Origin of the sequence: Actinacidiphila yeochonensis CN732, from assembly GCF_000745345.1 — a bacterium.
Classification (GTDB): Bacteria; Actinomycetota; Actinomycetes; order Streptomycetales; family Streptomycetaceae; genus Actinacidiphila; species Actinacidiphila yeochonensis.
Genome location: NZ_JQNR01000005.1, coordinates 1,080,347 through 1,101,977, shown reverse-complemented (window position 1 = coordinate 1,101,977; position 21,631 = coordinate 1,080,347). Strand labels below are relative to the sequence as shown.

General features: G+C 70.9%; 17 protein-coding genes and 2 pseudogenes. 9 read left to right on the top strand and 10 right to left on the bottom strand.

Annotated elements, in window-relative coordinates; genetic code table 11:
- Positions 1–40 precede the first annotated feature (40 nt).
- The 4 genes and pseudogenes from recF to dnaA form a co-directional block, all read right to left on the bottom strand.
- Positions 41–1,204, bottom strand: coding sequence for a DNA replication/repair protein RecF (gene recF, locus BS72_RS16550; protein ID WP_037911433.1), 1,164 nt, complete (start codon positions 1,202–1,204; stop codon positions 41–43).
- Positions 1,205–1,215: 11 nt separating this feature from the next.
- Positions 1,216–2,100, bottom strand: a pseudogene (gnd, locus tag BS72_RS16545) (phosphogluconate dehydrogenase (NAD(+)-dependent, decarboxylating)); the annotation flags it as partial.
- 166 nt (positions 2,101–2,266) lie between these two features.
- Positions 2,267–3,397, bottom strand: coding sequence for a DNA polymerase III subunit beta (dnaN, locus tag BS72_RS16540; protein WP_037911428.1), 1,131 nt, complete (start codon positions 3,395–3,397; stop codon positions 2,267–2,269).
- A 1,149-nt stretch (positions 3,398–4,546) separates the two neighbouring features.
- Positions 4,547–6,547, bottom strand: a complete 2,001-nt coding sequence (gene dnaA, locus BS72_RS16535; RefSeq protein WP_037911427.1) for a chromosomal replication initiator protein DnaA — start codon at positions 6,545–6,547, stop codon at positions 4,547–4,549.
- A 409-nt stretch (positions 6,548–6,956) separates the two neighbouring features.
- Between dnaA and rpmH the strand changes: the two genes are divergently transcribed.
- The 9 genes from rpmH to BS72_RS16490 all read left to right on the top strand — a co-directional run bounded on the left by rpmH (position 6,957) and on the right by BS72_RS16490 (position 13,659).
- A complete protein-coding gene (gene rpmH / locus BS72_RS16530; RefSeq protein ID WP_037911426.1) occupies positions 6,957–7,094 on the top strand; it encodes a 50S ribosomal protein L34 in 138 nt (45 codons plus the stop codon).
- Between the two features lie 19 nt (positions 7,095–7,113).
- The gene (gene rnpA / locus BS72_RS34220; RefSeq protein ID WP_078901421.1) at positions 7,114–7,512 is read left to right on the top strand and encodes a ribonuclease P protein component; all 399 of its coding nucleotides are present in this window, start codon (positions 7,114–7,116) and stop codon (positions 7,510–7,512) included.
- Positions 7,509–7,826, top strand: a complete 318-nt coding sequence (gene yidD / locus BS72_RS16520) for a membrane protein insertion efficiency factor YidD (RefSeq protein WP_037911425.1) — start codon at positions 7,509–7,511, stop codon at positions 7,824–7,826. Before rnpA ends, yidD begins: the two co-directional genes overlap by 4 nt.
- Positions 7,827–7,828: 2 nt before the next feature.
- Positions 7,829–9,040: a membrane protein insertase YidC gene (yidC, locus tag BS72_RS16515; protein ID WP_037911424.1), complete on the top strand. Its 1,212-nt coding sequence runs from the start codon at positions 7,829–7,831 to the stop codon at positions 9,038–9,040.
- Positions 9,041–9,055: 15 nt separating this feature from the next.
- Entirely contained in the window at positions 9,056–9,571 is a 516-nt protein-coding gene (locus BS72_RS16510) for a Jag family protein (RefSeq protein ID WP_037911422.1), read from the top strand.
- Positions 9,572–9,673: 102 nt separating this feature from the next.
- Complete coding sequence (gene rsmG, locus BS72_RS16505) at positions 9,674–10,474, top strand: 16S rRNA (guanine(527)-N(7))-methyltransferase RsmG (RefSeq protein WP_078901419.1); 801 nt, start codon at positions 9,674–9,676, stop codon at positions 10,472–10,474.
- A gap of 268 nt (positions 10,475–10,742) precedes the next feature.
- Positions 10,743–11,861: a ParA family protein gene (locus BS72_RS16500; RefSeq protein ID WP_078901418.1), complete on the top strand. Its 1,119-nt coding sequence runs from the start codon at positions 10,743–10,745 to the stop codon at positions 11,859–11,861.
- The gene (locus BS72_RS16495; RefSeq protein WP_037911418.1) at positions 11,858–12,967 is read left to right on the top strand and encodes a ParB/RepB/Spo0J family partition protein; all 1,110 of its coding nucleotides are present in this window, start codon (positions 11,858–11,860) and stop codon (positions 12,965–12,967) included. Before BS72_RS16500 ends, BS72_RS16495 begins: the two co-directional genes overlap by 4 nt.
- Before the next feature lie 74 nt (positions 12,968–13,041).
- Positions 13,042–13,659: a GNAT family N-acetyltransferase gene (locus tag BS72_RS16490; RefSeq protein WP_037911416.1), complete on the top strand. Its 618-nt coding sequence runs from the start codon at positions 13,042–13,044 to the stop codon at positions 13,657–13,659.
- Between the two features lie 110 nt (positions 13,660–13,769).
- On the opposite strand, the gene trxA is transcribed toward BS72_RS16490, so the two are convergent.
- The 6 genes and pseudogenes from trxA to murJ all read right to left on the bottom strand — a co-directional run bounded on the left by trxA (position 13,770) and on the right by murJ (position 21,610).
- Positions 13,770–14,099 (bottom strand): thioredoxin, encoded by a 330-nt coding sequence (gene trxA, locus BS72_RS16485; protein ID WP_037916237.1) that lies wholly within the window; start codon positions 14,097–14,099, stop codon positions 13,770–13,772.
- 54 nt (positions 14,100–14,153) lie between these two features.
- Positions 14,154–15,104, bottom strand: a complete 951-nt coding sequence (gene trxB, locus BS72_RS16480) for a thioredoxin-disulfide reductase (RefSeq protein ID WP_037911414.1) — start codon at positions 15,102–15,104, stop codon at positions 14,154–14,156.
- A 121-nt stretch (positions 15,105–15,225) separates the two neighbouring features.
- A complete protein-coding gene (locus BS72_RS34215) occupies positions 15,226–15,591 on the bottom strand; it encodes a hypothetical protein (RefSeq protein WP_157856259.1) in 366 nt (121 codons plus the stop codon).
- Between the two features lie 581 nt (positions 15,592–16,172).
- A complete protein-coding gene (sigM, locus tag BS72_RS16470) occupies positions 16,173–16,850 on the bottom strand; it encodes an RNA polymerase sigma factor SigM (RefSeq protein ID WP_051951175.1) in 678 nt (225 codons plus the stop codon).
- A gap of 27 nt (positions 16,851–16,877) precedes the next feature.
- A pseudogene (locus BS72_RS16465) lies at positions 16,878–18,952 on the bottom strand (protein kinase family protein).
- 135 nt (positions 18,953–19,087) lie between these two features.
- A complete protein-coding gene (murJ, locus tag BS72_RS16460) occupies positions 19,088–21,610 on the bottom strand; it encodes a murein biosynthesis integral membrane protein MurJ (protein WP_037911410.1) in 2,523 nt (840 codons plus the stop codon).
- Between the last annotated feature and the right edge of the window lie 21 nt (positions 21,611–21,631).

Here is a 21,631-nt window from a genome sequence, read left to right as displayed (position 1 = left end):
TGGACCCGCTCCGCTCCCCCGTCCGCTCCCCGCCGTCCGCTCACTGCCGCTCCACCGTTCCGTTCTCCACCGAGAACCGCGCCCCCGTCAGCACGTCCGGCACGTCGTCGTCCACCGCCGCGGTCACCAGCACCTGCTCGGCGGGGGCCACCAGCTCCGCCAGCCGTTCCCGGCGCTTGGTGTCCAGCTCGGCGAAGACGTCGTCCAGGACCAGCACCGGCTCCCGGCCGTCCGCCCGCAGCAGCTCGTACGAGGCCAGCCGCAGGGCCAGGGCATAGGACCACGACTCCCCATGGCTGGCATAGCCCTTGGCAGGCAGCGGGCCCAGTTTCAGCACCAGATCGTCACGGTGCGGCCCCACGAGCGTCACACCGCGCTCGACCTCCTGCCGCCGGGCCTCGCCCAGCGCCTCCAGCAGCCGCCCGTACAGCTCCTCGCGGGCGTCCGCGCCGGCCGACGGCGCGTCGCCGGCCAGGGTGCCGCGGTACTCCAGGCCGGCCGGGCCACCGCCCGGGGCGAGCTGGTCGTACGCCGTGTCGAGCAGCGGCTGGAGAGCGGCCACCAGGTCGAGCCGCTGGGCCAGCACCTCGGCACCGGCCCGGGCCAGGTGCTGGTCCCACACGTCGAGCGTGGACAGGTCGGCGCCACCGGTGCGGCCGCCGGCCCCGGCCGTACGGGCGCCGTGCCGACGGGCCATCGCGGCCGACTTCAGCAGCGTGTTGCGCTGCTTGAGCACCCGCTCGTAGTCCGCGCGCACCCCGGCCAGCCGGGGCGCGCGGGCCGTCACCAGCTCGTCGAGGAACCGCCGGCGCTCGCCGGGGTCGCCCTTGACGAGGGCGAGGTCCTCCGGAGCGAAGAGGACGCTGCGCAGGATGCCGAGCACGTCGCGCGGGCGGACCTGCGAGGAGCGGTTGATCCGGGCCCGGTTGGCCTTCCCGGGGTTGATCTCCAGCTCGACCAGCTGCTGCCGGCCGTCGTGCGCCACCTGCGCGCGCACCACCGCCCGCTCCGCGCCCAGCCGGACCAGCGGGGCGTCGGCGGCGACCCGGTGGCTGCCCAGGGTGGCCAGGTAGCCGACCGCCTCGACGAGGTTGGTCTTGCCCTGGCCGTTGGGGCCCACGAACGCCGTGACGCCCGGATCGAGGGAGACCTCGGCCCGGGCGTAGGAGCGGAAGTCGGCGAGCGAGAGGTGCGCGACGTGCATACGCCCGGAGGCTACTCGGCCGCCGTGACCGCGTGGCCGCCGAACTCGTTGCGCAGCGCGGCGATCATCTTCATCTGCGGGGAGTCCTCCTGCCGGGAGGCGAAGCGGGCGAAGAGCGAGGCGGTGATGGCGGGCAGCGGCACCGCGTTGTCGATCGCCGCCTCCACCGTCCACCGGCCCTCGCCGGAGTCCTGCGCGAAGCCCTTCAGGCTCTCCAGGTGCTCGCTCTTGTCCAGCGCGTCCACGGCCAGGTCGAGCAGCCAGGAGCGGATCACCGTGCCGGCCTTCCAGGAGCGGAAGACCTCACGCACGTCGGTGACGGAGTCGACGGCCTCCAGCAGCTCCCAGCCCTCGGCGTACGCCTGCATCATGGCGTACTCGATGCCGTTGTGGACCATCTTCGCGAAGTGGCCGGCCCCGACCTTGCCCGCGTGCACGGCGCCGTACTCGCCCTCGGGCTTGAGCGCGTCGAAGAACGGCTGAGCCTTGGCGACGTCCTCGGCGGTGCCGCCGTACATCAGGGCGTAGCCGTTGGCCAGGCCCCACACGCCGCCGGAGACGCCGCAGTCGACGAAGCCGATGCCCTTGGTGGCGAGCTGCTCGGCGTGCTTCTCGTCGTCGGTCCAGCGGGAGTTGCCGCCGTCGACCACCAGGTCGCCGGGGGAGAGCAGCTCGCCGAGCTCGTCGATGGTGGACTGGGTGGCGGCGCCCGCGGGCACCATCACCCACACCACGCGGGGCGAGGGGAGCGCGTCCACAAGCTCCTTGAGGCTGTGGACATCCGCGATGTCCGGATTCCGGTCGTATCCGATGACGGTGTGGCCGGCGCGGCGGATGCGCTCGCGCATGTTGCCGCCCATCTTCCCCAGACCGATGAGACCGAGCTCCATCACAGACCCTTCGTTCGAAACCGCTGACGGGTGACGGTGTCACCGCCCGACCCGTCGCGCGTGTGTGCTGACGTCCTGACCTGATCCGAGCCTACGTCGCGCCGGGGCCCGGTCCTGCGGCGGACGTCCTCCGGCACGCTGCGGCGCGCCGGAACGGACTCGTCCAGCGCGGTCAGCCGGAGAGCCGGACCGGCATGATCAGGTACTTGTAGGCCTCGTCGGCCTCCGCGTCGACCGAGGGCCGGCCGCTGAGCAGGGCGGGCTTGGTCGAGGTGGTGAAGGACAGCTGCGCGGCCGGGGAGTCGATGGCACTCAGCCCGTCCAGCAGGAAGGTGGGGTTGAAGGCGATCGAGATGTCCTCGCCCTCCAGCTTGGCGTCGACCCTCTCCACAGCCTGTGCGTCGTCACTGGAGCCGGCCTCCAGGGTGAGCACGCCCTGCTCGAAGCTGAGCCGTACCGGGGTGTTCCGCTCGGCGACGAGGGCGACGCGCTTGACGGCCTCGACGAACGGCGCCGTCTCGATCACCGCGACCGAGGCGAACTCGGTGGGGAAGAGCGTGCGGTACTTCGGCAGGTCGCCTTCCAGCAGCCGGGTGGTGGTGCGCCGGCCGGCGCCCTCGAAGCCGATCAGCCCCTCGCCCGCGCCCGCGCCGGCCAGCGCGATGGAGACGGTGTCACCGCTGGTGAGGGACTTGGCGGTGTCCAGCAGGGTCTTGGCCGGCACCAGGGCGACGGCGGAGATGTCGGCCTGCTCCGGCTTCCACAGGAACTCGCGGACCGCGAAGCGGTAGCGGTCGGTGGCGGCGAGGGTGACGGTGTCGCCCTCGATCTCGATCCGCACGCCGGTGAGCACCGGCAGGGTGTCGTCCCGGCCGGCGGCGATGGCCACCTGGGCGGCCGCGGCGGCGAAGACCTCGCCGGGGACGGTGCCGGAGGCGGTGGGCATCGCGGGCAGTGCCGGGTACTCCTCCACAGGCAGGGTGTGGAGGGTGAAGCGGGAGCTGCCGCAGACGACCGTGACCCGGACGCCGTCGGTGGAGATCTCCACCGGGCGGTTGGGCAGGGCGCGGGAGATGTCGGCGAGCAGCCGGCCGGAGACGAGGACGGTGCCCTCCTCGTCGACCTCCGCGTCCACCGCGACCCGGGCGGAGACCTCGTAGTCGAAGCCGGACAGGCTCAGCCGCCCCTCCTCGGCCTTGAGGAGCAGACCGGCGAGGACAGGCACCGGGGGACGGGCCGGGAGGCTGCGGGCTGCCCAAGCCACTGCCTCGGCGAGTACGTCGCGCTCCACCCGGATCTTCACCGGAACCGCCTCCTGCTTGTTGCTGGCTGTCGCCCACCAGTCTGACGCACCGGACTGACAGCAGGTGCCGCTTGGCGTCAAGCCGTGATCGGCGGGGCGGGGCGGCACCGGGCCGAGTTGTGCACAGCCCCCGCTTCGAACCGACTCTTCAGCTCTCTATGTGCAGTCGTAGTAGTAGGGGGTGTGGATACCGTGGATAACCACTATCCGCGCAGGTCAGACCCTGTTTTTTGTCCACCGGGCCTGTGGGCGGAGGCGGTGGACAAACCGGCCCCGCTGTGGACGGCCGAAAGTTGTGCACACGCGATGCACAGGTGACTGCGGGTTCTCCCCAGCTGCGTCCCCAGGAATACCCAGGTTCTCCCCAGGCCAATCCTCCTCGGCGGTGTGACGGCTTTCACTCGATGGTGAGACTTGCCGTGTCGCCTTGCCGAACAGTGGACAGAGATGTGGAGAAGCACCCCGTCGCTGTGCACAACCCAGGGCATCCTGTGGGCAGCCGGTGGACAACTCCGGACGGGCAGTGCGGCACCCTCTGTGATGTCCACAGTCTGTGGAATCAGGTTGCCCACATTTCCACAGCCGCGTGACCTGGGACGATGGTGCGCGCGAGGGGTCGCCTGTGGAGGCGAATCGGGACAACTCCGCTGTCCCCAGCCTGTGGACAGCCGATTCGGCCCCCAACTGTGGAGAAACGGATCACCACGGCGCCCCTGCGGAGAAAATCGAACACACCGGACCGTGTGGGACGACCGTCAGCCGTCGTCGGAACCCCGGTCCACAGCTGTGGACCGGCCCTGAGAGGCGCTCCGCTGCGGCTGCTGAGGGCTTGAGCGTGCCGTCGGAGAATCGCCGGAAGGCCGCAGGAAGCCGCAGGGCGAACCCGAGGGACGAGCCGTGCGAGCCGAACACCGGGAGGCGCGCCAGGCGCCTGCGGGAGGCGTGGGGGGGCGTTGGGAGGCGCCGGAGGGGTGGAAGGCGTGAGGGGCGCCAGCCGCCCGCGGAAGGCGCGGGAGGCCCCGGAGGCGCCGTAGGGGCCGCGGCGCCTCCCCGGGAACGCCGAGGCCGGCCGCCTCCCCTCAGAGGGGAGACAGCCGGCCTCGGGTACGGCAGGGGGCGCTGAGGAGCGCGGAACCCGGCTCTCGGCTCTCAGCTCTTGATGCGGTTGGTGAGTTCGGTCACCTGGTTGTAGATCGACCGCCGCTCGGCCATCAGGGAGCGGATCTTGCGGTCCGCGTGCATCACGGTGGTGTGGTCGCGCCCGCCGAAGAGCGCGCCGATCTTCGGCAGCGACAGGTCGGTGAGCTCGCGGCACAGGTACATCGCGATCTGCCGGGCCGTGACGAGGACCCGGCTGCGCGAGGAGCCCGACAGGTCGTCCACGGCCAGCCCGAAGTACGCCGCCGTCTCCGCCATGATCGCCGTGCCGCTGATCTCCGGAACCGAGTCCTCGCCGCCCGGGATCAGGTCCTTGAGGACGATCTCGGTCAGCTGGAGGTCCACCGGCTGCCGGTTGAGGCTGGCGAAGGCGGTGACGCGGATCAGCGCGCCCTCCAGCTCGCGGATGTTGCGGGAGATGCGGGAGGCGATGAACTCCAGCACCTCCGGCGGCGCGTTGAGCTGCTCCTGCACCGCCTTCTTCCGCAGGATCGCGATCCGGGTCTCCAGCTCGGGCGGCTGGACGTCGGTGATCAGACCCCACTCGAAGCGGTTGCGGAGCCGGTCCTCCAGGGTGACCAGCTGCTTGGGCGGCCGGTCGGAGGAGAGCACGATCTGCTTGTTCGCGTTGTGCAGCGTGTTGAAGGTGTGGAAGAACTCCTCCTGCGTCGACTCCTTCTGGGCGAGGAACTGGATGTCGTCGACCAGCAGGATGTCCATGTCCCGGTACCGCTTGCGGAAGGCGTCCGCCTTGCCGTCCCGGATGGAGTTGATGAACTCGTTGGTGAACTCCTCCGAGCTGACGTACCGCACCCGGGTGCCCGGATAGAGGCTGCGCGCGTAGTGCCCGATCGCGTGCAGCAGGTGCGTCTTGCCCAGGCCGGACTCGCCGTAGATGAAGAGCGGGTTGTACGCCTTGGCCGGGGCCTCGGCGACGGCGACCGCGGCGGCGTGCGCGAAGCGGTTGGACGCGCCGATGACGAACGTGTCGAAGAGGTACTTCGGGTTCAGCCGCGCGGTCGGCTCCACCGAGCCGCCTCCGGAGCCCTGCCCCGGCGCACCGCCGGAGCCGTGGGCGCCGCCTCGGCCGGCCGACGGCTGCTCGCTGCGGGCGGCCGGCACGTGCGGCGGCTGGTAGCCGCCCGGCGGGGGGTACCCGCCGGGGCCGCCCGGGGCGCCGGGGTGGACCTGGTGCGGTACGGAGGGGTAGCCGTCGCGCGGCTCGGGCCGGTAGCGGCGGTCGTCGTAGGGCTCAGGACGTTCGTAGGCGTCGCGGGCGTCGCGGCTGTCACGGGAGTCCCGGGTGTCGCGGGAGTCACGGGCGTCCGGTCGCTCCTCGTACCCGGTGTCGCGCCGGTCGTCATAGGGCGCGGAGGGCTCGCGGCGGTCCTCGTAGGCGTCGCGGCGCTCGTCGTACCCGCCGCCCCTGCGGTCCTCGTAACCGTCGCGGCTGTCGTATCCGTCACGTCCGTCACGTCCGTCGCGTCCGTCACGCGGGGCGCGGCCGTCCCGGGGGTCGAGGCCGACCCGGCGGGTGTCGTAGGCGTCCGAGGACTCCGGGCGCAGCTCGTAGGTACCGCGGTCCTGGTAGTCGGCCGGGGCGGGCACGCCCCAGCTGCCGAGCTTCGGCTGCTGCCAGTCCTGGTGCTCGGGGTAGGCCGGGCGCATCCGGGGCTCGTCGGAGGGTTCCGGGGCGGACGGCGGGGCCGGTGCGGGCTCCTGGTCGCCGCCCGAGGCCACCGCGATGGCGATGCCCACCATGTGGCCGAACTCACGGTTGAGGGCCTCGGTGATCTGCGGCAGCAGCCGCCCCTCCAGGACGCTCTTGGCGAACTCGTTGGGGGCCGAGAGCACCGCGGTGCCGGCCACCAGGGCCAGCGGCTGGGTGCGCTGGAGCCACTCCGCGTCCTTGGGTTTCAGCTCGCTGTCCAGGAGCAGCTGCTGGAGGACCCGAGGCCACACTGCGGCAAGATCGGCAGTCACGTCGGCCACAGTGCACGCTCTCTCGGGTCGCTGGTGGTGCTTGAGATGTCCCGCGAAAGTGTGGTTCTCCGGCCTGGCGGGAAGTGTCCGAAGCCGGTAGGCGGATCGGACCGGAGTCAAGCCACGGTAGTCAGGGCACCGTCCGTGGTTCAAGTTGTTGTCCACAGGGTGTGTACAAACCCCGGCGTTGCGCGAGGCGGGTTTGACCAGATGGCCTAGCCGCACGTACCGTATCGAGGTCGAGTTGTCGATGGCTGCTGCCGCCTGCCTACTGATGGGCGAAGATCCTCCGGGTCCTTCGGGCCTCCGGGCGGTCGTCAAAGCGGTACACCCGGAAGGTCCGCGAGCGTTCTCGTGGGCGCACGGTGACAGCCAGGCGACGCACCGCTGTTGAACACCTCTCTTCTGGAGCCTCCGAGTGAGCAAGCGCACCTTCCAGCCGAACAACCGCCGTCGTGCGAAGACCCACGGCTTCCGTCTGCGTATGCGCACCCGCGCCGGCCGCGCGATCATCGCGTCCCGCCGTGGCAAGGGCCGCGCCCGCCTGTCCGCCTGATTGACACAGGTCTCATGCCGTGCTGCCCACCGAGAATCGGCTGAGGCGGCGACAGGACTTCGGTGAAGCGGTGCGCCGTGGACGCCGCGCGGGTCGCCCGCTGCTGGTTGTCCACTTGCGCCGCGACGCCACGGACCCGCACGCGCCCAGGGGAGAGCGTCCCCCGGCGCGTGCGGGTTTCGTCGTGAGCAAAGCCGTCGGTAACGCGGTCCAGCGCAACCTGGTCCGCCGCCGCCTACGTCACATCGTGCGGGACCGTCTCTACCTGCTTCCCCCCGGTAGCCTTGTGGTAGTACGAGCGCTGCCCGCGGCCGGCAGCGCGGACCACGCTCAGCTGGCCCTCGATCTCGATGCCGCCCTCGAGCGGCTGCTGGGTCGCGATTCCCATGGCGAAGCCGAGGGGAGGGTGGCTCGATGAAGTATCCGCTGCTTGCACTGATCAAGATCTACCAGTGGACGATCAGTCCGCTGCTCGGTCCGGTGTGCCGCTACTACCCCTCGTGCTCCCACTACGGGTATACGGCCATCGACCGGCACGGCGCGATCAAGGGCACGGCCCTGACCGCGTGGCGCATTCTGCGGTGCAACCCCTGGTCGCCCGGTGGTGTGGACCACGTCCCACCGCGTAAGCGGCCTCGATGGCACGAACTGCTGCGCCGCTACCTGCGGGGCGGCTCCGACGGGCCCGTCACGCCCGAGCCCACCGGACCCTCTCACGCCCAAGGAGCCTGACCGTGGGGATCTTGAACCCCCTGTATGACGCCGTCTCGTGGATCATCGTTCAGTTCCACTCGCTGTACGGCTTGGTGTTCGACGCAGACAGCGGCTGGGCGTGGGGCCTGTCCATCGTCTCGCTGGTGGTCCTGATCCGGACGGCACTGATCCCGCTCTTCGTGAAGCAGATCAAGTCCACCCGGAACATGCAGGTGCTCCAGCCGAAGATGAAGGCGATCCAGGAGCGCTACAAGAACGACCGCCAGCGGCAGTCGGAAGAGATGATGAAGCTGTACAAGGAGACGGGTACCAACCCGCTCTCCTCGTGCCTGCCGATCCTCATCCAGTCGCCGTTCTTCTTCGCCCTCTACCACGTGCTGAGCAACGTGGCGAAGGGCAACACGGTCGGCGTGATCCACGAGAACCTCGTCCAGAGCGCCCAGCACGCGCACATCTTCGGTGCCCCGCTGCCGGCGAAGTTCATGGACAGCACCGCCACCCTGGCCCAGCTGAACGCCAGCCACGCCGAGGTGCGCACGGTGACGATCATCATGATCGTGCTGATGTCGGCGTCGCAGTTCTACACGCAGCGCCAGCTGATGACCAAGAACGTGGACATGTCGGTGAACACGCCGTTCATGCAGCAGCAGAAGATGCTGATGTACGTGTTCCCGCTGATCTTCGCGGTCTTCGGTATCTTCGCCCCGGTCGGTGTGCTGCTCTACTGGCTCACCACCAACGCGTGGACGATGTGCCAGCAGCTGGTGGTCATCCGCCGCAACCCGACCCCGGGCAGCCTGGCCTTCAAGCAGCGCCAGGAGCGTCTGCGGGCCAAGGGCAAGCTCGTGGAGGCGCCGGAGGAGATCAAGGCCAAGGAGGCCGCCGAGGAGGCCCGCGCCAACCGGACCCAGCCGAAGCGGCAGAGCAAGTCGCAGCGCACGGCCGGTACCCGCGTCGAGCAGCAGGCGGCTCAGCGGTCCGACGAGGAGACCGAGGGCTCCGCGTCGTCGGAGAAGCAGGGGCAGCAGCAGTCCGGTGGGTCCTCGGGCGGTGCCACGCGGTCGGGCGGCTCCAAGACGTCGGGGTCCTCGGGCGCGAAGACCCCCGGTGCTCCCCGCGCGGGCGCGCGGTCCGGCGCGCCGCGGGCGGGCGGCTCGAAGCAGGGCGGCTCCTCCGGGAAGCAGACCGGCGGCTCGAAGGCCAAGCCGGGCAACCTGTCGAAGAAGAAGTAAGAGGAGAGTCCAGGCGTGAGCGACGTCAACACGACCACGGCACCCGAGAGCGACGCCGAGAGCCTGTCCCGGCTGGAGCAGGAGGGTGAGATCGCCGCGGACTACCTGGAGGGCCTGCTCGACATCGCCGACCTCGACGGTGACATCGACATGGACGTCGAGGGCGAGCGTGCGTCCGTGTCGATCATCGGCGACAACGGCAGCCGCGACCTGAACAAGCTGGTCGGCCGGGACGGCGAGGTGCTGGAGGCGCTCCAGGAGCTGACGCGTCTGGCCGTGCACCGGGAGACCGGGGAGCGCAGCCGGCTGATGCTGGACGTCGCGGGCTTCCGCGCCCGTAAGCGTGCCGAGCTGACCAAGCTGGGGACCAGCGCCGCCGAGGAGGCCCGGGAGACCGGGCAGCCGGTGAAGCTGGAGCCCATGTCCCCGTTCGAGCGCAAGGTCGTGCACGACGCGGTCGCCGCCGCGGGGCTGCGGAGCGAGTCCGAGGGCGAGGAGCCCCAGCGCCGAGTGGTCGTCCTCCCGGCCTGACCTCGGCGGACCGGCCTGGGCCCGACCCCGGACTGATCGGTCCCGCCGCGTGCCTCCTGTCGGCCCCGCCTGTTCGCAGGCGGGGCCGAACCTGTAACTCTGATGCTGAATTTGCCGGTCGAGTCCGTGCCGTGGAGAACCGAGGAAGGGACAGCACCCGTGTCCGATGAGGCAGCAGCGCAACTTCCCGCGCCGCCCGAGCAGGCGGAAGCGGTCTTCGGCGACCGGTTCCCTGACGCCGTGCGCTACGCCGAGCTGCTCGCGGACTCCGGGGTGCGCCGGGGACTGATCGGCCCGCGCGAGGTACCCCGGCTGTGGGAGAGGCATCTGCTGAACTGCGCCGTGCTCTCCGAGGTGATCACGGAAGGCGTCTCGGTGTGCGATGTCGGCTCCGGTGCCGGGCTCCCCGGCATCCCGCTGGCGCTGGTCCGGCCCGACCTGCGGATCACGCTGCTGGAGCCGCTGCTTCGGCGGACCACCTTCCTTGAGGAGGCCGTCACCCTTCTCGGCCTGGGCAACGTCACGGTGGTGCGCGGTCGGGCGGAGGAGCTGGTGGGCTCCTTGGCGCCGGTGGACGTGGTGACGGCGCGTGCGGTGGCCCCGCTGGACCGGCTGGCCGGCTGGGGGCTGCCCCTGCTGCGGCCGCACGGCGAGATGGCGGTCCTCAAGGGGGACACCGCCGAGGAGGAGCTGCGGGCGGCACGGGCGGCGCTGAGCCGGCTCGGGGCGGTCGGCGCGTCCATCGTCCAGGTGGGTGAGGGCATCGTCGATCCGCTCTCCACGGTGGTGCGGGTGGAGGTCGGCGAGAGCCCAGGTGGTGTGCGGGCCGCCACGCGCCGGGCCAAGGCCGCGCGCGCCAACCGGGCGTCGCGTGGTGGTAGCGCGGGGCGCCGGCGCCGCTGACTGAGCCTGCCGGGTGATCCGGCAGGCACTTGGTGTCGGTCAAACCAGAACAATCCGGAGTGTCTCCCGACATAGCGGCGAGCCGCTGTGCATCGTGTTCCACGTGAAACGTCGCTCTCTTCTGCCCGGAGTCCTCAGTCGTGGCCGGGCCGCGGCTGAGGAGCGTGCCGGGACATCCGTCAGGTCTACTCCGGCCACGAACTCGCCGCGGCAATCCCGCGATTTATCCACAGCCAATCGGGCGTCGCTGGTTCAGCACCCCTCAGGCATGGCAGGCTCTTCTCATATCGAGCCTGAAGTCGAGGAAGGTGAGTCCTTGCGGTCCGACGCCAACATCGCGGGGCCGATGACCGATCCGGTCCCGGGTCCCCGCTCAGCCGACCCCGCCGGCGGACCCCTTTCCGGGCCCCCGGGGTTCGGCAGCAATGTTTCACGTGAAACATTGCCTCCTATGGATGACACCCCCATTGGCCGTGCGGCCCAACTGGCCGTCGAGGCACTGGGTCGTGCCGGTAAGGGCCTGCCTCGGCCCGCCCAGACCCGGGTCATGGTGGTGGCCAATCAGAAGGGCGGCGTGGGTAAGACCACGACGACCGTCAACCTCGCGGCCTCGCTGGCGCTTCACGGCGGCCGGGTTCTGGTGATCGACCTGGACCCGCAGGGCAACGCCTCGACGGCCCTCGGCATCGATCACCATGCCGAAGTCCCCTCCATCTACGACGTCCTGGTGGAGAGTAAGCCGCTCTCCGAGGTCGTCCAACCGGTGGCCGATGTCGAAGGTCTCTTCTGCGCACCGGCCACTATCGACCTGGCCGGTGCTGAGATCGAACTGGTCTCCCTGGTGGCCCGGGAGAGCCGGCTGCAGAGGGCGATCGAGGGCTACGAGCAGCCGCTCGACTACGTCCTCATCGACTGCCCGCCCTCCCTGGGCCTGCTCACCGTCAACGCGCTGGTCGCCGGCGCCGAGGTGGTCATCCCGATCCAGTGCGAGTACTACGCCCTGGAAGGACTCGGCCAGTTGCTCAAGAACGTGGACCTGGTCCGGGCCCACCTCAATCCGCGGCTGCACGTCTCCACGATCCTGCTGACGATGTACGACGGGCGGACGCGGCTGGCCTCCCAGGTCGCCGAGGAGGTGCGTACCCACTTCGGCAAGGAGGTGCTGCGCACCAGCATCCCCCGGTCGGTTCGGATCTCCGAGGCCCCCAGCTACGGGCAGACCGTTCTCACGTACGACCCGGGGTCCAGTGGTGCCCTCTCCTACCTGGAGGCGGCGCGGGAGATGGCGCTGCGTGGGCTTCCGAGCTCGGTGGCCGTCGAGTACGCCCCGGAGCACGCAGAGCAGCATGAGCACAACCCGCACAGCATCTCGGAGGGGATTCAGTGAGTGATCGACGCAGAGGGCTCGGCCGCGGTCTTGGCGCGCTGATCCCCGCGGCACCGCAGCCGACCGGAACGTCGGCGCCCGGGGCGACCCTTGCGCCGGACCGGGGCGTTGCGGCGGCGAAGGTAGCCGGGCTGGTGGAGCGCCGGGTGCCGGAGCACTCCTCCGGCGTGGTGGACATCCCTGTTTCACGTGAAACAGAGCCGGACGTCTCCGCCACGCAGGTTCCGGTGTCCGGGGCCTACTTCGCCGAGCTGGAGTTGGACGCGATCACGCCCAACCCGCGTCAGCCCCGCGAGGTGTTCGACGAGGATGCGCTGAACGAGCTCATCATCTCCATCAAGGAGGTGGGGCTCCTTCAGCCGGTGGTCGTCCGCCAGGTCGGCTCCGAGCGCTACGAACTGATCATGGGGGAGCGTCGCTGGCGAGCCTGTCGTGAGGCGGGGCTGGCGCGGATTCCCGCCATCGTCCGTGCCACGGACGACGAGAAGCTCCTCCTGGACGCGCTTCTGGAGAACCTCCACCGGGCTCAGCTGAACCCGCTGGAGGAGGCAGCCGCCTATGACCAGCTACTGCGGGACTTCGCCTGCACTCACGAGCAGTTGGCCGACCGGATCGGCCGCTCCCGCTCGCAGGTGTCCAACACCCTCCGGCTGCTGAGGCTCTCCGCCCCGGTCCAGCGACGGGTGGCGGCCGGTGTCCTTTCCTTCGGTCACGCCAGGGCCCTGCTCGCCCTGGAGGACGCGGACGAGCAGGACAAGCTCGCCCACAGGATCGTGGCCGAGGGCCTCTCGGTCCGGGCTGTCGAAGAGATCGTGGCGCTGGCGGCGAGTGAGCCCAAGGCGTCGCGGAAGTCCGCGGCTCCCCGGGCCGGCCGCCGGATCTCCCCCGCGCTGGCGCACCTCGCGTCGCGACTCTCCGACCGCTTCGACACCCGGGTGAAGGTGGATCTGGGTCAAAAGCGCGGAAAGATCGTGGTCGAGTTCGCGTCGATGGATGATCTGGAGCGGATTCTGGGAACGATGGCTCCAGGCGAAGGCAAGGTCATGGAGAGCCCCCTGGGCGATGGCGCCGAGGACGGCGAGGACTCCGGAGACGGCGCCGAGTGAAGCAGGGACACCCCGGCCCGATCTGAGCCGGGGTGTCCAGGAGCGGTGGACCGCGAGAGACGGGGGCTCGGCACATGGGGCGTCGGCTGGTTCCGCTCACCTTGGACAATCTCCCGGACCTGCCCCGGTCCTGCCGCCGCTGCGTCTACTGGGAGCTCGACCCGGTCACCGGCGCGGCCGCGGTCAACAACGGCCGGCCCGAGCTGGAGAAGGAGTCCTGGATCTCCGCCGTCCTTCTGGAGTGGGGCTCCTGCGGTCGGCTGGTCTATGTCGACGATGTCCCGGCCGGGTTCGTGCTCTACGCCCCGGCCGCCTACGTGCCCCGCTCCATCGCTTTTCCCACCAGTCCGGTCTCGGGTGACGCGGTGCAGTTGATGACCTCCCGGGTGGTGCCCGGCTACCAGGGACAGGGCTTGGGGCGGGTGCTGGTGCAGACCGTGGCCAAGGACCTTGTCCGGCGCGGCTTCAAGGCGATCGAGGCGTTCGGCGACGCCGCCTGGGAAGCGCCTGCCTGCGTTCTCCCCGCCGACCACCTGACCGCCGTCGGATTCAAAACCGTACGACCGCACCACCGCTACCCGCGGCTGCGGCTGGAGCTGCGGTCCGCGCTGTCCTGGCGTGAGGATGTCGAGATGGCCATCGACCGGCTGCTGGGCGCGGTTCAGAAGGAGCCGGCGCTCCGCCCCCTGTGACCCGGCTGCCCGAGGAGCACATCGCCACGCGGCAGCGGGACCACAAAACGGCGGTGGCCCGTCGTGTTCCACGTGGAACACGACGGGCCACCGCCGTCGGTGTATCAGCGTCAGCCGATGAAGTCCGACAGCTCCCGCTCCAGGGCGCCCTTCGGCTTCGCACCGACGATGGTCTTCACGACCTCGCCGCCCTTGTAGACGTTCAGCGTCGGGATCGACATGACGCCGTACTTGGCAGCCGTGACGGGGTTCTCGTCGATGTTCAGCTTCACGATGGTGATCGCCTCGGAGTGCTCCGCAGCGATCGCTTCCAGCGACGGGGCGATCTGGCGGCACGGACCGCACCACTCCGCCCAGAAGTCGACGAGCACGGGCTTGTCGCTCGCCAGGACCTCGTCTGCGAAGCTGGCGTCGGTGACGCTCTTGGGCTTGCCGCTCACGGTGGTGTTCTCGGCCACGGTGGCCTCCTCAGTAGGTAGGGGGGACGGGGAAGGTCAGGCGGTCTTCTCGGAGTCGGACAGCGCAGCGAGGTAGCGCTCGGCGTCCAGTGCGGCCGAACAGCCCGTGCCCGCCGCAGTGATCGCCTGACGGTAGGTGTGGTCCACCACGTCGCCGGCGGCGAACACTCCGGGGACGCTGGTGCGGGTGCTCGGAGACTGGACCTTGAGGTAGCCCTCCGCGTCCAGGTCGAGCACGCCCTTGAAGAGCTCGGTCCGCGGGTCGTGGCCGATCGCGATGAACAGTCCGCTGACGGGGAGCTCGGAAGTCTCTCCGTTGACGGTGTTCCGCAGCGTCAGGGAGGAGAGCTTCCCGTCGCCGTGGATCTCGGCAACCTCGCTGTCCCAGACGAAGGAGATCTTCGGGTCGGCGTACGCGCGCTCCTGCATCGCCTTGGACGCCCGCAGGCTGTCCCGGCGGTGGACGATCTTCACCGACTTGGCGAAGCGCGACAGGAAGGTCGCCTCCTCCATGGCCGTGTCGCCGCCGCCGATGACGGCGATGTCGTGGTCGCGGAAGAAGAAGCCGTCGCACGTGGCGCACCAGGAGACGCCGCGGCCCGAGAGCTGGTCCTCGTTGGGGAGGTTGAGCTTGCGGTGCTGGGAACCGGTGGTGACGATCACCGCGCGCGCCCGGTGGACCGTGCCGGCGGAGTCGGTCACCGTCTTGATGTCACCGCTGAAGTCCACCGCGGTCACGTCGTCCGGCACCAGCTCGGCGCCGAAGCGCTCAGCCTGGGCGCGCATGTTGTCCATCAGATCCGGCCCCAGAATGCCGTCCCTGAACCCGGGGAAGTTCTCCACCTCGGTGGTGTTCATGAGCGCCCCGCCAGCGGTGACGGAGCCCTCGAAGACCAGCGGGTTGAGAGACGCACGCGCCGTGTAGAGCGCCGCGGTGTACCCCGCGGGCCCAGAACCGATGATGATCACGTTACGGACGTCGGTCACGGGGATTTCCTCGTCTCTGCCGTGCTGCTGGGGCCCTGGCTGGACTCTTGTCCTGCCTAACGGATACTACGGGCCCGGCATTCCCCCGCGGCCCACCGTGAGGGTGCTCACCGGCGAGCCGTCAACGCGAGTACGTCGCCCGGTAGAGGACGGTGCCTGAGGTGGACCCGGTGCAGGAGGCCTTGACCACGAACGCATCGACCCTGGTGGTGTCGGCCGGGTGCGGAAGCACGAGGAGGTAGGAGTCGACCCCCTGAAAGAGCTCCCGCTGCACGGCGATCGGCGCCTGGGGCCGCTGGGTGGCCTTGACCACACACGAGGGCACTGTGGCAGCGGCCTGACCCGAGATGCCCGTGGGCGAGGCGTCCGGTCCGCTGAGCATCGGCGTCCGGGCACGGTCGGGCGCCACCGGGGCTTCCCCCCTGGGCTGCGTGCTGCCGGAAGCCGACAGCAGCCGGTGGACCTGCTCGCCGACTGAGCTGCCCACCGTGGCCGTGTCGGCTCTCTTCGCACCTGAGGACTCATTGCTGGCACCCGTACCCAAGCCGGACGAGGTGATGCCGTAGATCGCCCCCCCGAGCACAGCGGCAGCGGCAGCGCACACTGCGGCGTAGATCACGCGCCGCCGCACGCGCCCTCGCCGCTCACCCGACCACGGAACCGCCGCCCGGGAGGCCCCGGAGCATCGGCCGGGACCGGTGGGTCCATGAGGACGATCAGTTGCCCCCGCTGTTCCACGTGGAACCGGCACCGCTGTTCCACGTGGAACAGCGGCAGGAGCTTCCGGCGCCGCAGTTCCACGTGGAACACCGCCCAAGGCGCCCCGCAGTGCCTCGTCGGCGAGCGCCGCGTCGATGCGGTCCGCCACATCGTCGGGGAGCGGCCCCGGGGACGGCAGTGCGCTCAGGAGTCCCGGCACGTCGTCGAGCACGGCCAGGACGTCCGCGCACGCGGCACAGGCGGCGAGGTGCGCTCGCACCTCCGCTGCCCGCTCCGCGGGGAGCAGGCTTTCAGCGAGGTCGGAGATCTCGACCACATCGGGGTGGACGTCCCCGTCTCCTGCCGTCGTCACCGTTGTCCACCTCCGTCCCGCTGCGTGCCTGTCTCTGGGACGGGTCTCTGCTCCGTCCGGTTCCTTCCCGGCGTACCGCCCGGGCTTCCGCTCTCCGCCGAGCGGAGGTGGCGTACGAGGGGCGCCAGGCGGGCCCGGCCCCGGGCGCACCGGCTCTTGATCGTGCCCGTGGGCACCTCCAGGATCGCTGCGGCCTCCGCCACCGAGTAGCCCTGCATGTCGACGAGGACCAGGGCGGCCCGCTGTTCGGCGGGCAGCGTCGCGAGGGCGGCCAGCACCTCCCGGTGGAGCTCCTCGCGCTCCGCCGGCGCCTCCGCGGACTCCTGCGGCTCCATCAGCGCGTCCAGGCGTTCCTCTTCCGCCACGGGAGCCGTGCGCCGGGTGGCGGCTCGCCGAATCCGGTCCAGGCAGGCGTTCACGGTGATGCGGTGCAGCCACGTCGTGACGGCGGCCTGGCCACGGAAGGTGTGTGCGGAGCGGAACGCCGACACGAAGGCGTCCTGGAGGGCGTCAGCGGCCTCTTCGCGGTCCCCCAGCGTCCGCAGCGCCACCGCCCAGAGGCGGTCGCGGTGGCGCCGGACAAGTTCAGCGAAGGCGTCGGGGTCGCCCGCGACGTGCCGGGCGAGGAGCTCGGCGTCGCCGTGCGGGCTTCCGCCGTGCGGGCTTCCCTCCAAGGCAGACCCCCCAGTCCGCAGACGCGGTCAGCTGGTCACGTTGATCTCAGCGATCCGGCCACGGTAGTGGCCGTCCTGCATCTGCGGCAGCTTCGTCAGCCACACCAGCAGGTAGCGGGAGGTCACGTCCGACTGCGGGACGAGCGTCAGCTGCTGCGCTCCGGAGCCCGAGGCGACCTTGGTGAAGCCGTCGAGCGATGTGGGTGCCGAAGCGGCGTCCTTCCCCGCGGCCATCAGATCCACGGAGGTGCTGCCCCCTATGAGGTCGACGCTCACCTTGCCGACCTTGTGGGCGCTGCCGAGGTCGACGATCAACCCGACACCCGGTTTGAGGCTGCCGAGATCAGCGGTGGAGTACCAGCTCGTCTCCCAGTAGGTGGAGGTGTTCCCGTCGATGGCCTTGGGCACCTTCTCGGGGTTCTCGCTGCCGTCGTCGCTGTACGGGTCGAAGTCCTGGGCGCCGACGATCTTGATCGGGTGCGTGGCGGGCTTGGCGGGCGCGCTCTGCGACGCCACCGCGCCGGACGTCGCATGGCGGCCGGGCCGGTCCTCGCGCGACTTCAGGGTGTCGGCGAGCTGCCAGCTGGCCAGGCCGATGGCGGCCACCACGATGGCGCCGACCACTCCCTTGAGGATGCGCCCGGTCCGGCCGGGCAGTGTGGGAGGCAGCGGCGCGGGCGGCGGTACGGGGTGCCGGCCGGCGCCGAGGGGCGGCTGCGGCGCCTGCCTGAAGGTGGGCACCGCGTAGGCGGGCGGGGTGTGCTCGACCGGGCGGATGCGCGGGATGGCGGCGACCGCTTTGGCCAGCTCCTCCGGGGTGGTGCAGGGCGGCTCCTCGCGCGAGGCGGTGGCACCGTCGTTGGCCAGCGCGCGCATGGCGACCTCGGACAGTCCGCGGTGGACTCCGGCGCGCACCTGGTCGGGGCGATCAGGCCGACGCCCTTGGGGAGGCCGGCCAGCCCGTGCGCGTCCTCCTCGTACGGCCAGCGCTGGGTGAGGGAGGCGTACAGCAGGGCGCCCACCGCCTCGGTGTCCTGGCGGGCGGGGCGGTCGGCGGTGAGGCCGCGCAGCGCCGCGGTGACCGCGAGGCCGCGAATGCGGTACTGACCCGAGACCGTACGCAGCACCGCGCCCGGGTCCAGCTTCAGGTGGGAGAGGCCCTCGCGGTGCGCGGCGGCCATCGCCTGCGAGACCTGGCTCACCATGTGCTGGGCCTCGTGCGGGTCGAGCGGGCCGACCGCGAGCAGGTCGCCGAGCGAGGCGGCGTCGGGCAGCCACTCGTGGATGACGTAGACCAGGTCGCCCTCCTCGACGGCGTCGAGGACCTGGACGAAACGGGGATCGCCGAGGAGGGCCGCGGAGCGGGCCGCGGCGAGCACCGAGCGGGCACGCGGATGGTCGGCGGGGAGGATGTGGATGCCGACGGCCCTGCGCAGCTTCTCGTCGACCGCCCGCCAGCTGCTGAAGCCGTCCACCCGGGTCACGCACTCGGCGAGCTGGTAGCGGCGGGCCAACTTGTGGCCGCTGTGCGGTTCGGGCGCGGTGGTCCTGGGCTTCGCCGGCCGGGCGGTCCCGTTCTCCCGCGCGGCGGCGCTGGCGGAGCCGTTGCCGGAGCCCTTCCGCTCGGCGGTGGTCCGGGGGGAAGCGGCCCCGCCCACGACCTGCGTGGTGGCCGCCGTGTCCGCTGCGGCGGGTGTCGCGACGCCGTCGGCGGCGTCGGCGGCGTCAGACGCGGTGCTCCCGGGCTTCTCCGGCAACGGTTGGGTGGTGGTGCCGGAAAGCTCCCCAGCGTCGCTCTGGTGCCCTTCCACGGCCTCTCCATCGCCGTCCACGGCGCCCGTGCTGTCCCCCGGGCCTTCCCCGGCCTCCTTGATCGGCACGGTGGCACCCGGGTCGCTCGCGGAGCTGTCCTGGGCCTTCTCCGCGCCGCCCTCGGCGGTCTCGTCGTCGGTCCGGTCGTCGGTCGTGGGTCCGTCGTTCGTGGGTCCGTCGGTCGTGGCGCCCTCCCCGAGGGCGACGGGCGGCTCTTCGGCGCCCTCGTTGGCCACACCGACGGCGGCCGTGCTCCGATCCGCCACCGTCGTTCCTGCCTCCCCATCCATCGCCCGCACCTGGCACGCACCTCACGTCGGGCCGCTGACAGCCGATGCCAATTGTGCCCGTACTCCGGCTGTCCGCACGACACCCGTGGCCCCGAAGGGCGGTGCGCTCGCTGCCTGGTGAGCCGCTCCCCCTGGTCAGCGCCCGAGTCGGCCCCGCACCATGCCGATCATCGCGGTCATCTCCTGGATGCGCATCCGCTTCGCGGTCACCACGAAGAGCCCCAGCAGCAGGCAGCCGCCGACCACCAGCGCGGCGAGCGCGCCGGTGGCGCCGCTGCCGAGTTCCTTGAAGACCACGATGACGGCCGCGCCCGCGACCAGGCTGGCCGGGATGCAGGCCCCCGCCAGCCGCGCGTAGGTGCGCATCACCCGGCGCCCGTCCAGGTCGCCCTGGAGCCGCGCCCGCAGCCGCTTGGCGGCCACGCCCACGCCCACCGCGTAGGCGAGGCCGTAGGAGAACGCCATACCGGTCACAGCCCACCGGTTGGGCAGTACGACGAACGAGACGATGGAGGCCGCCGCGTTCACCGCGGCCACGACCACCGTGTTGTAGAAGGGGGTGCGGGTGTCCTCGAAGGCGTAGAAGCCGCGCAGGAGCACGTACTGGGCGGAGAAGGGGATCAGGCCCACGCCGAACGCCATGAGGATGAAGCCGATGTTCCGGGCCGACTCCGTTCCGGTGCTGGCGTAGAGCAGGCTGCACATCGGCACGCCGAGGGTGAGGAAGGCGAAGCCGGCCGGGACGATCGCCACGGCGGAGGTGCGCAGACCGTAGGAGATGTCGTCGCGGACCGCCGTGACGTCGCCGTCGGCGGCGGCCCGGGAGATCCGCGGCAGCACCGCGGCCATCACCGAGACGGTGATGATCGCCTGCGGCATCTGCCAGATCAGCAGCGCGTTGTTGTAGGCGGTGATGCCCGTGCCCTGGTAGCCGCTCTTGTCGGCGTTGATGCCGCCCCAGGTGGCGAGCTGGGTGACGACGATCAGGCCGGCCTGGTTGGCGAGCACGAAGAAGAACGTCCACTTGGCCAGCTTGGCCGTCTTGCCCAGGCCGTGGCCGCGCCAGTCGAACCGCGGCCGGAACTTGAAGCCGGCGTCCCTGAGGTAGGGCAGCATCGACAGCGACTGCACCACCAGGCCCAGCAGCGTGCCCAGGCCGAGCAGGCGGACGCCCTGGGGCGTGATCGTGGTGGCGTCCATGTGGGTGGAGCTGTAGGGGCCGTAGACCCAGATGAACATCCCGAAGGTGAAGATCACCACGAGGTTGTTCAGCACCGGCGTCCACATCATCGCGCCGAACCGGCCGCGGGCGTTGAGCACCTGCCCCATCACCACGTGCACGCCCATGAAGAAGATCGTCGGCATGCAGTAGCGGGCGAAGGCGATCGCCACCCGGTAGGAGTCAGGATCCGCCGCGATCTTCGGGGACATGATCTTGATCAGCAGCGGTGCGCCGACCACCGTGACGGCGACGATGCCGCCGAGCGCCACCATGACCACGGTCAGCAGCCGGTTGGCGTACGCCGCGCCGCCGTCGTCGTCGTCCTTCATGGCACGGGCCAGCTGAGGGACGAAGACGGAGTTGAGGCCACCGCCGATGGTGAGGATGTAGATCATCGTCGGCAGCGTGTTGGCGACCGCGTAGGAGTCGCCGAGGGTGGCCAGGCCGATCGCCGCGGCGATCACCAGGGTGCGGACGAAGCCGGTGACGCGCGAGACCAGGGTGCCGGCCGCCATGAGCGCGCTCGACTTGAGGATGTTGGTCCGCGCGCCGGTCTCCGGGGCCGGGGTGACCGGCATCGGCCCGGTGGCCTCGGCGGCCGGAGCCGCCGCCTCGCCGGCGTCCACCGGTTCGGGCTGCGGCACCTGCGGGTGCTCGGGGACGTACCGCGGGTCGGCGTACCCGGCCTCCTGGGCCTGGCCGGGCCCGTAGCCCTGCGGGGCGTACGTGCCCTGCGCGTACTGGGTCTGCTCCTCGTAGGGAGCCTGGCCGTACTGCTGCGTGCCCGCGGGATGGTGCGGGTCGGCGTAGCCCTGCTGCGGGTACGGCTGGTCGTGGTGGTAGGTCGTGGGCTGGCTGTAGCCGGCGTCGCCGTACCCGTATCCGGGGCCGCCCTCACCGGGCTGCTGCTGGTAGCCCTGCGCCTGGTAGTCCTGCTGCGGGTAGCCGTGCGGGGCCTGCTGCGGGTCCTGCGGGTAGCCCTGCTGGTACCGCGGGTCCTGCTGCTGCGGATAGGGCTGCTGGTAGCCCTGCTGCCAGCCCTGTTGCCCCGGGCCCTGGGCGGGTGCGGCCTCAGGCTGCCCGCCGCCCGTCCGCTGGTCGCGGAAGAGGTGCTCGTAGGCGTCGAAGACCGGCATGCCGCCCGTCTGGCCGAGGTCGTCCACCCCTACGTAGAGCATCGCGGGGTTGTCGCCGTACGGCATGTGCGGGTGGGCGGTCTGCTGCCAGTGCTGGCCGCCGTACGGCTGCTGGTGCGGCGGCTGGGCGTCCTGGTCGTAGAAGCCGTCCTCGGCCGGCCCCGGCCCCGTGCCCTGGTGCGGGTAGGGGTCGTAGGCGTAGGTGCCCTGGACGTAGGGGTCGTGAGGTGAGGGCTGCTGGTCGGCCGAGTGAGGCGGCCGGCCCGCAGAGTCGCGATCACCGTCGTACGGCGCGTTCATCAGTGCCCCACCTTATTGTCC

What these genes read in the sequence shown, in the direction of transcription:
- recF (WP_037911433.1), bottom strand. Translation starts at nt 1,204, where the DNA reads ATGCACGTCGCGCACCTCTCGCTCGCCGACTTCCGCTCCTACGCCCGG.
- BS72_RS16500 (WP_078901418.1), top strand. Translation starts at nt 10,743, where the DNA reads ATGGCAGGCTCTTCTCATATCGAGCCTGAAGTCGAGGAAGGTGAGTCC.
- yidD (WP_037911425.1), top strand. Translation starts at nt 7,509, where the DNA reads ATGAAGTATCCGCTGCTTGCACTGATCAAGATCTACCAGTGGACGATC.
- murJ (WP_037911410.1), bottom strand. Translation starts at nt 21,610, where the DNA reads ATGAACGCGCCGTACGACGGTGATCGCGACTCTGCGGGCCGGCCGCCT.
- rsmG (WP_078901419.1), top strand. Translation starts at nt 9,674, where the DNA reads ATGCTGAATTTGCCGGTCGAGTCCGTGCCGTGGAGAACCGAGGAAGGG.
- BS72_RS16490 (WP_037911416.1), top strand. Translation starts at nt 13,042, where the DNA reads ATGGGGCGTCGGCTGGTTCCGCTCACCTTGGACAATCTCCCGGACCTG.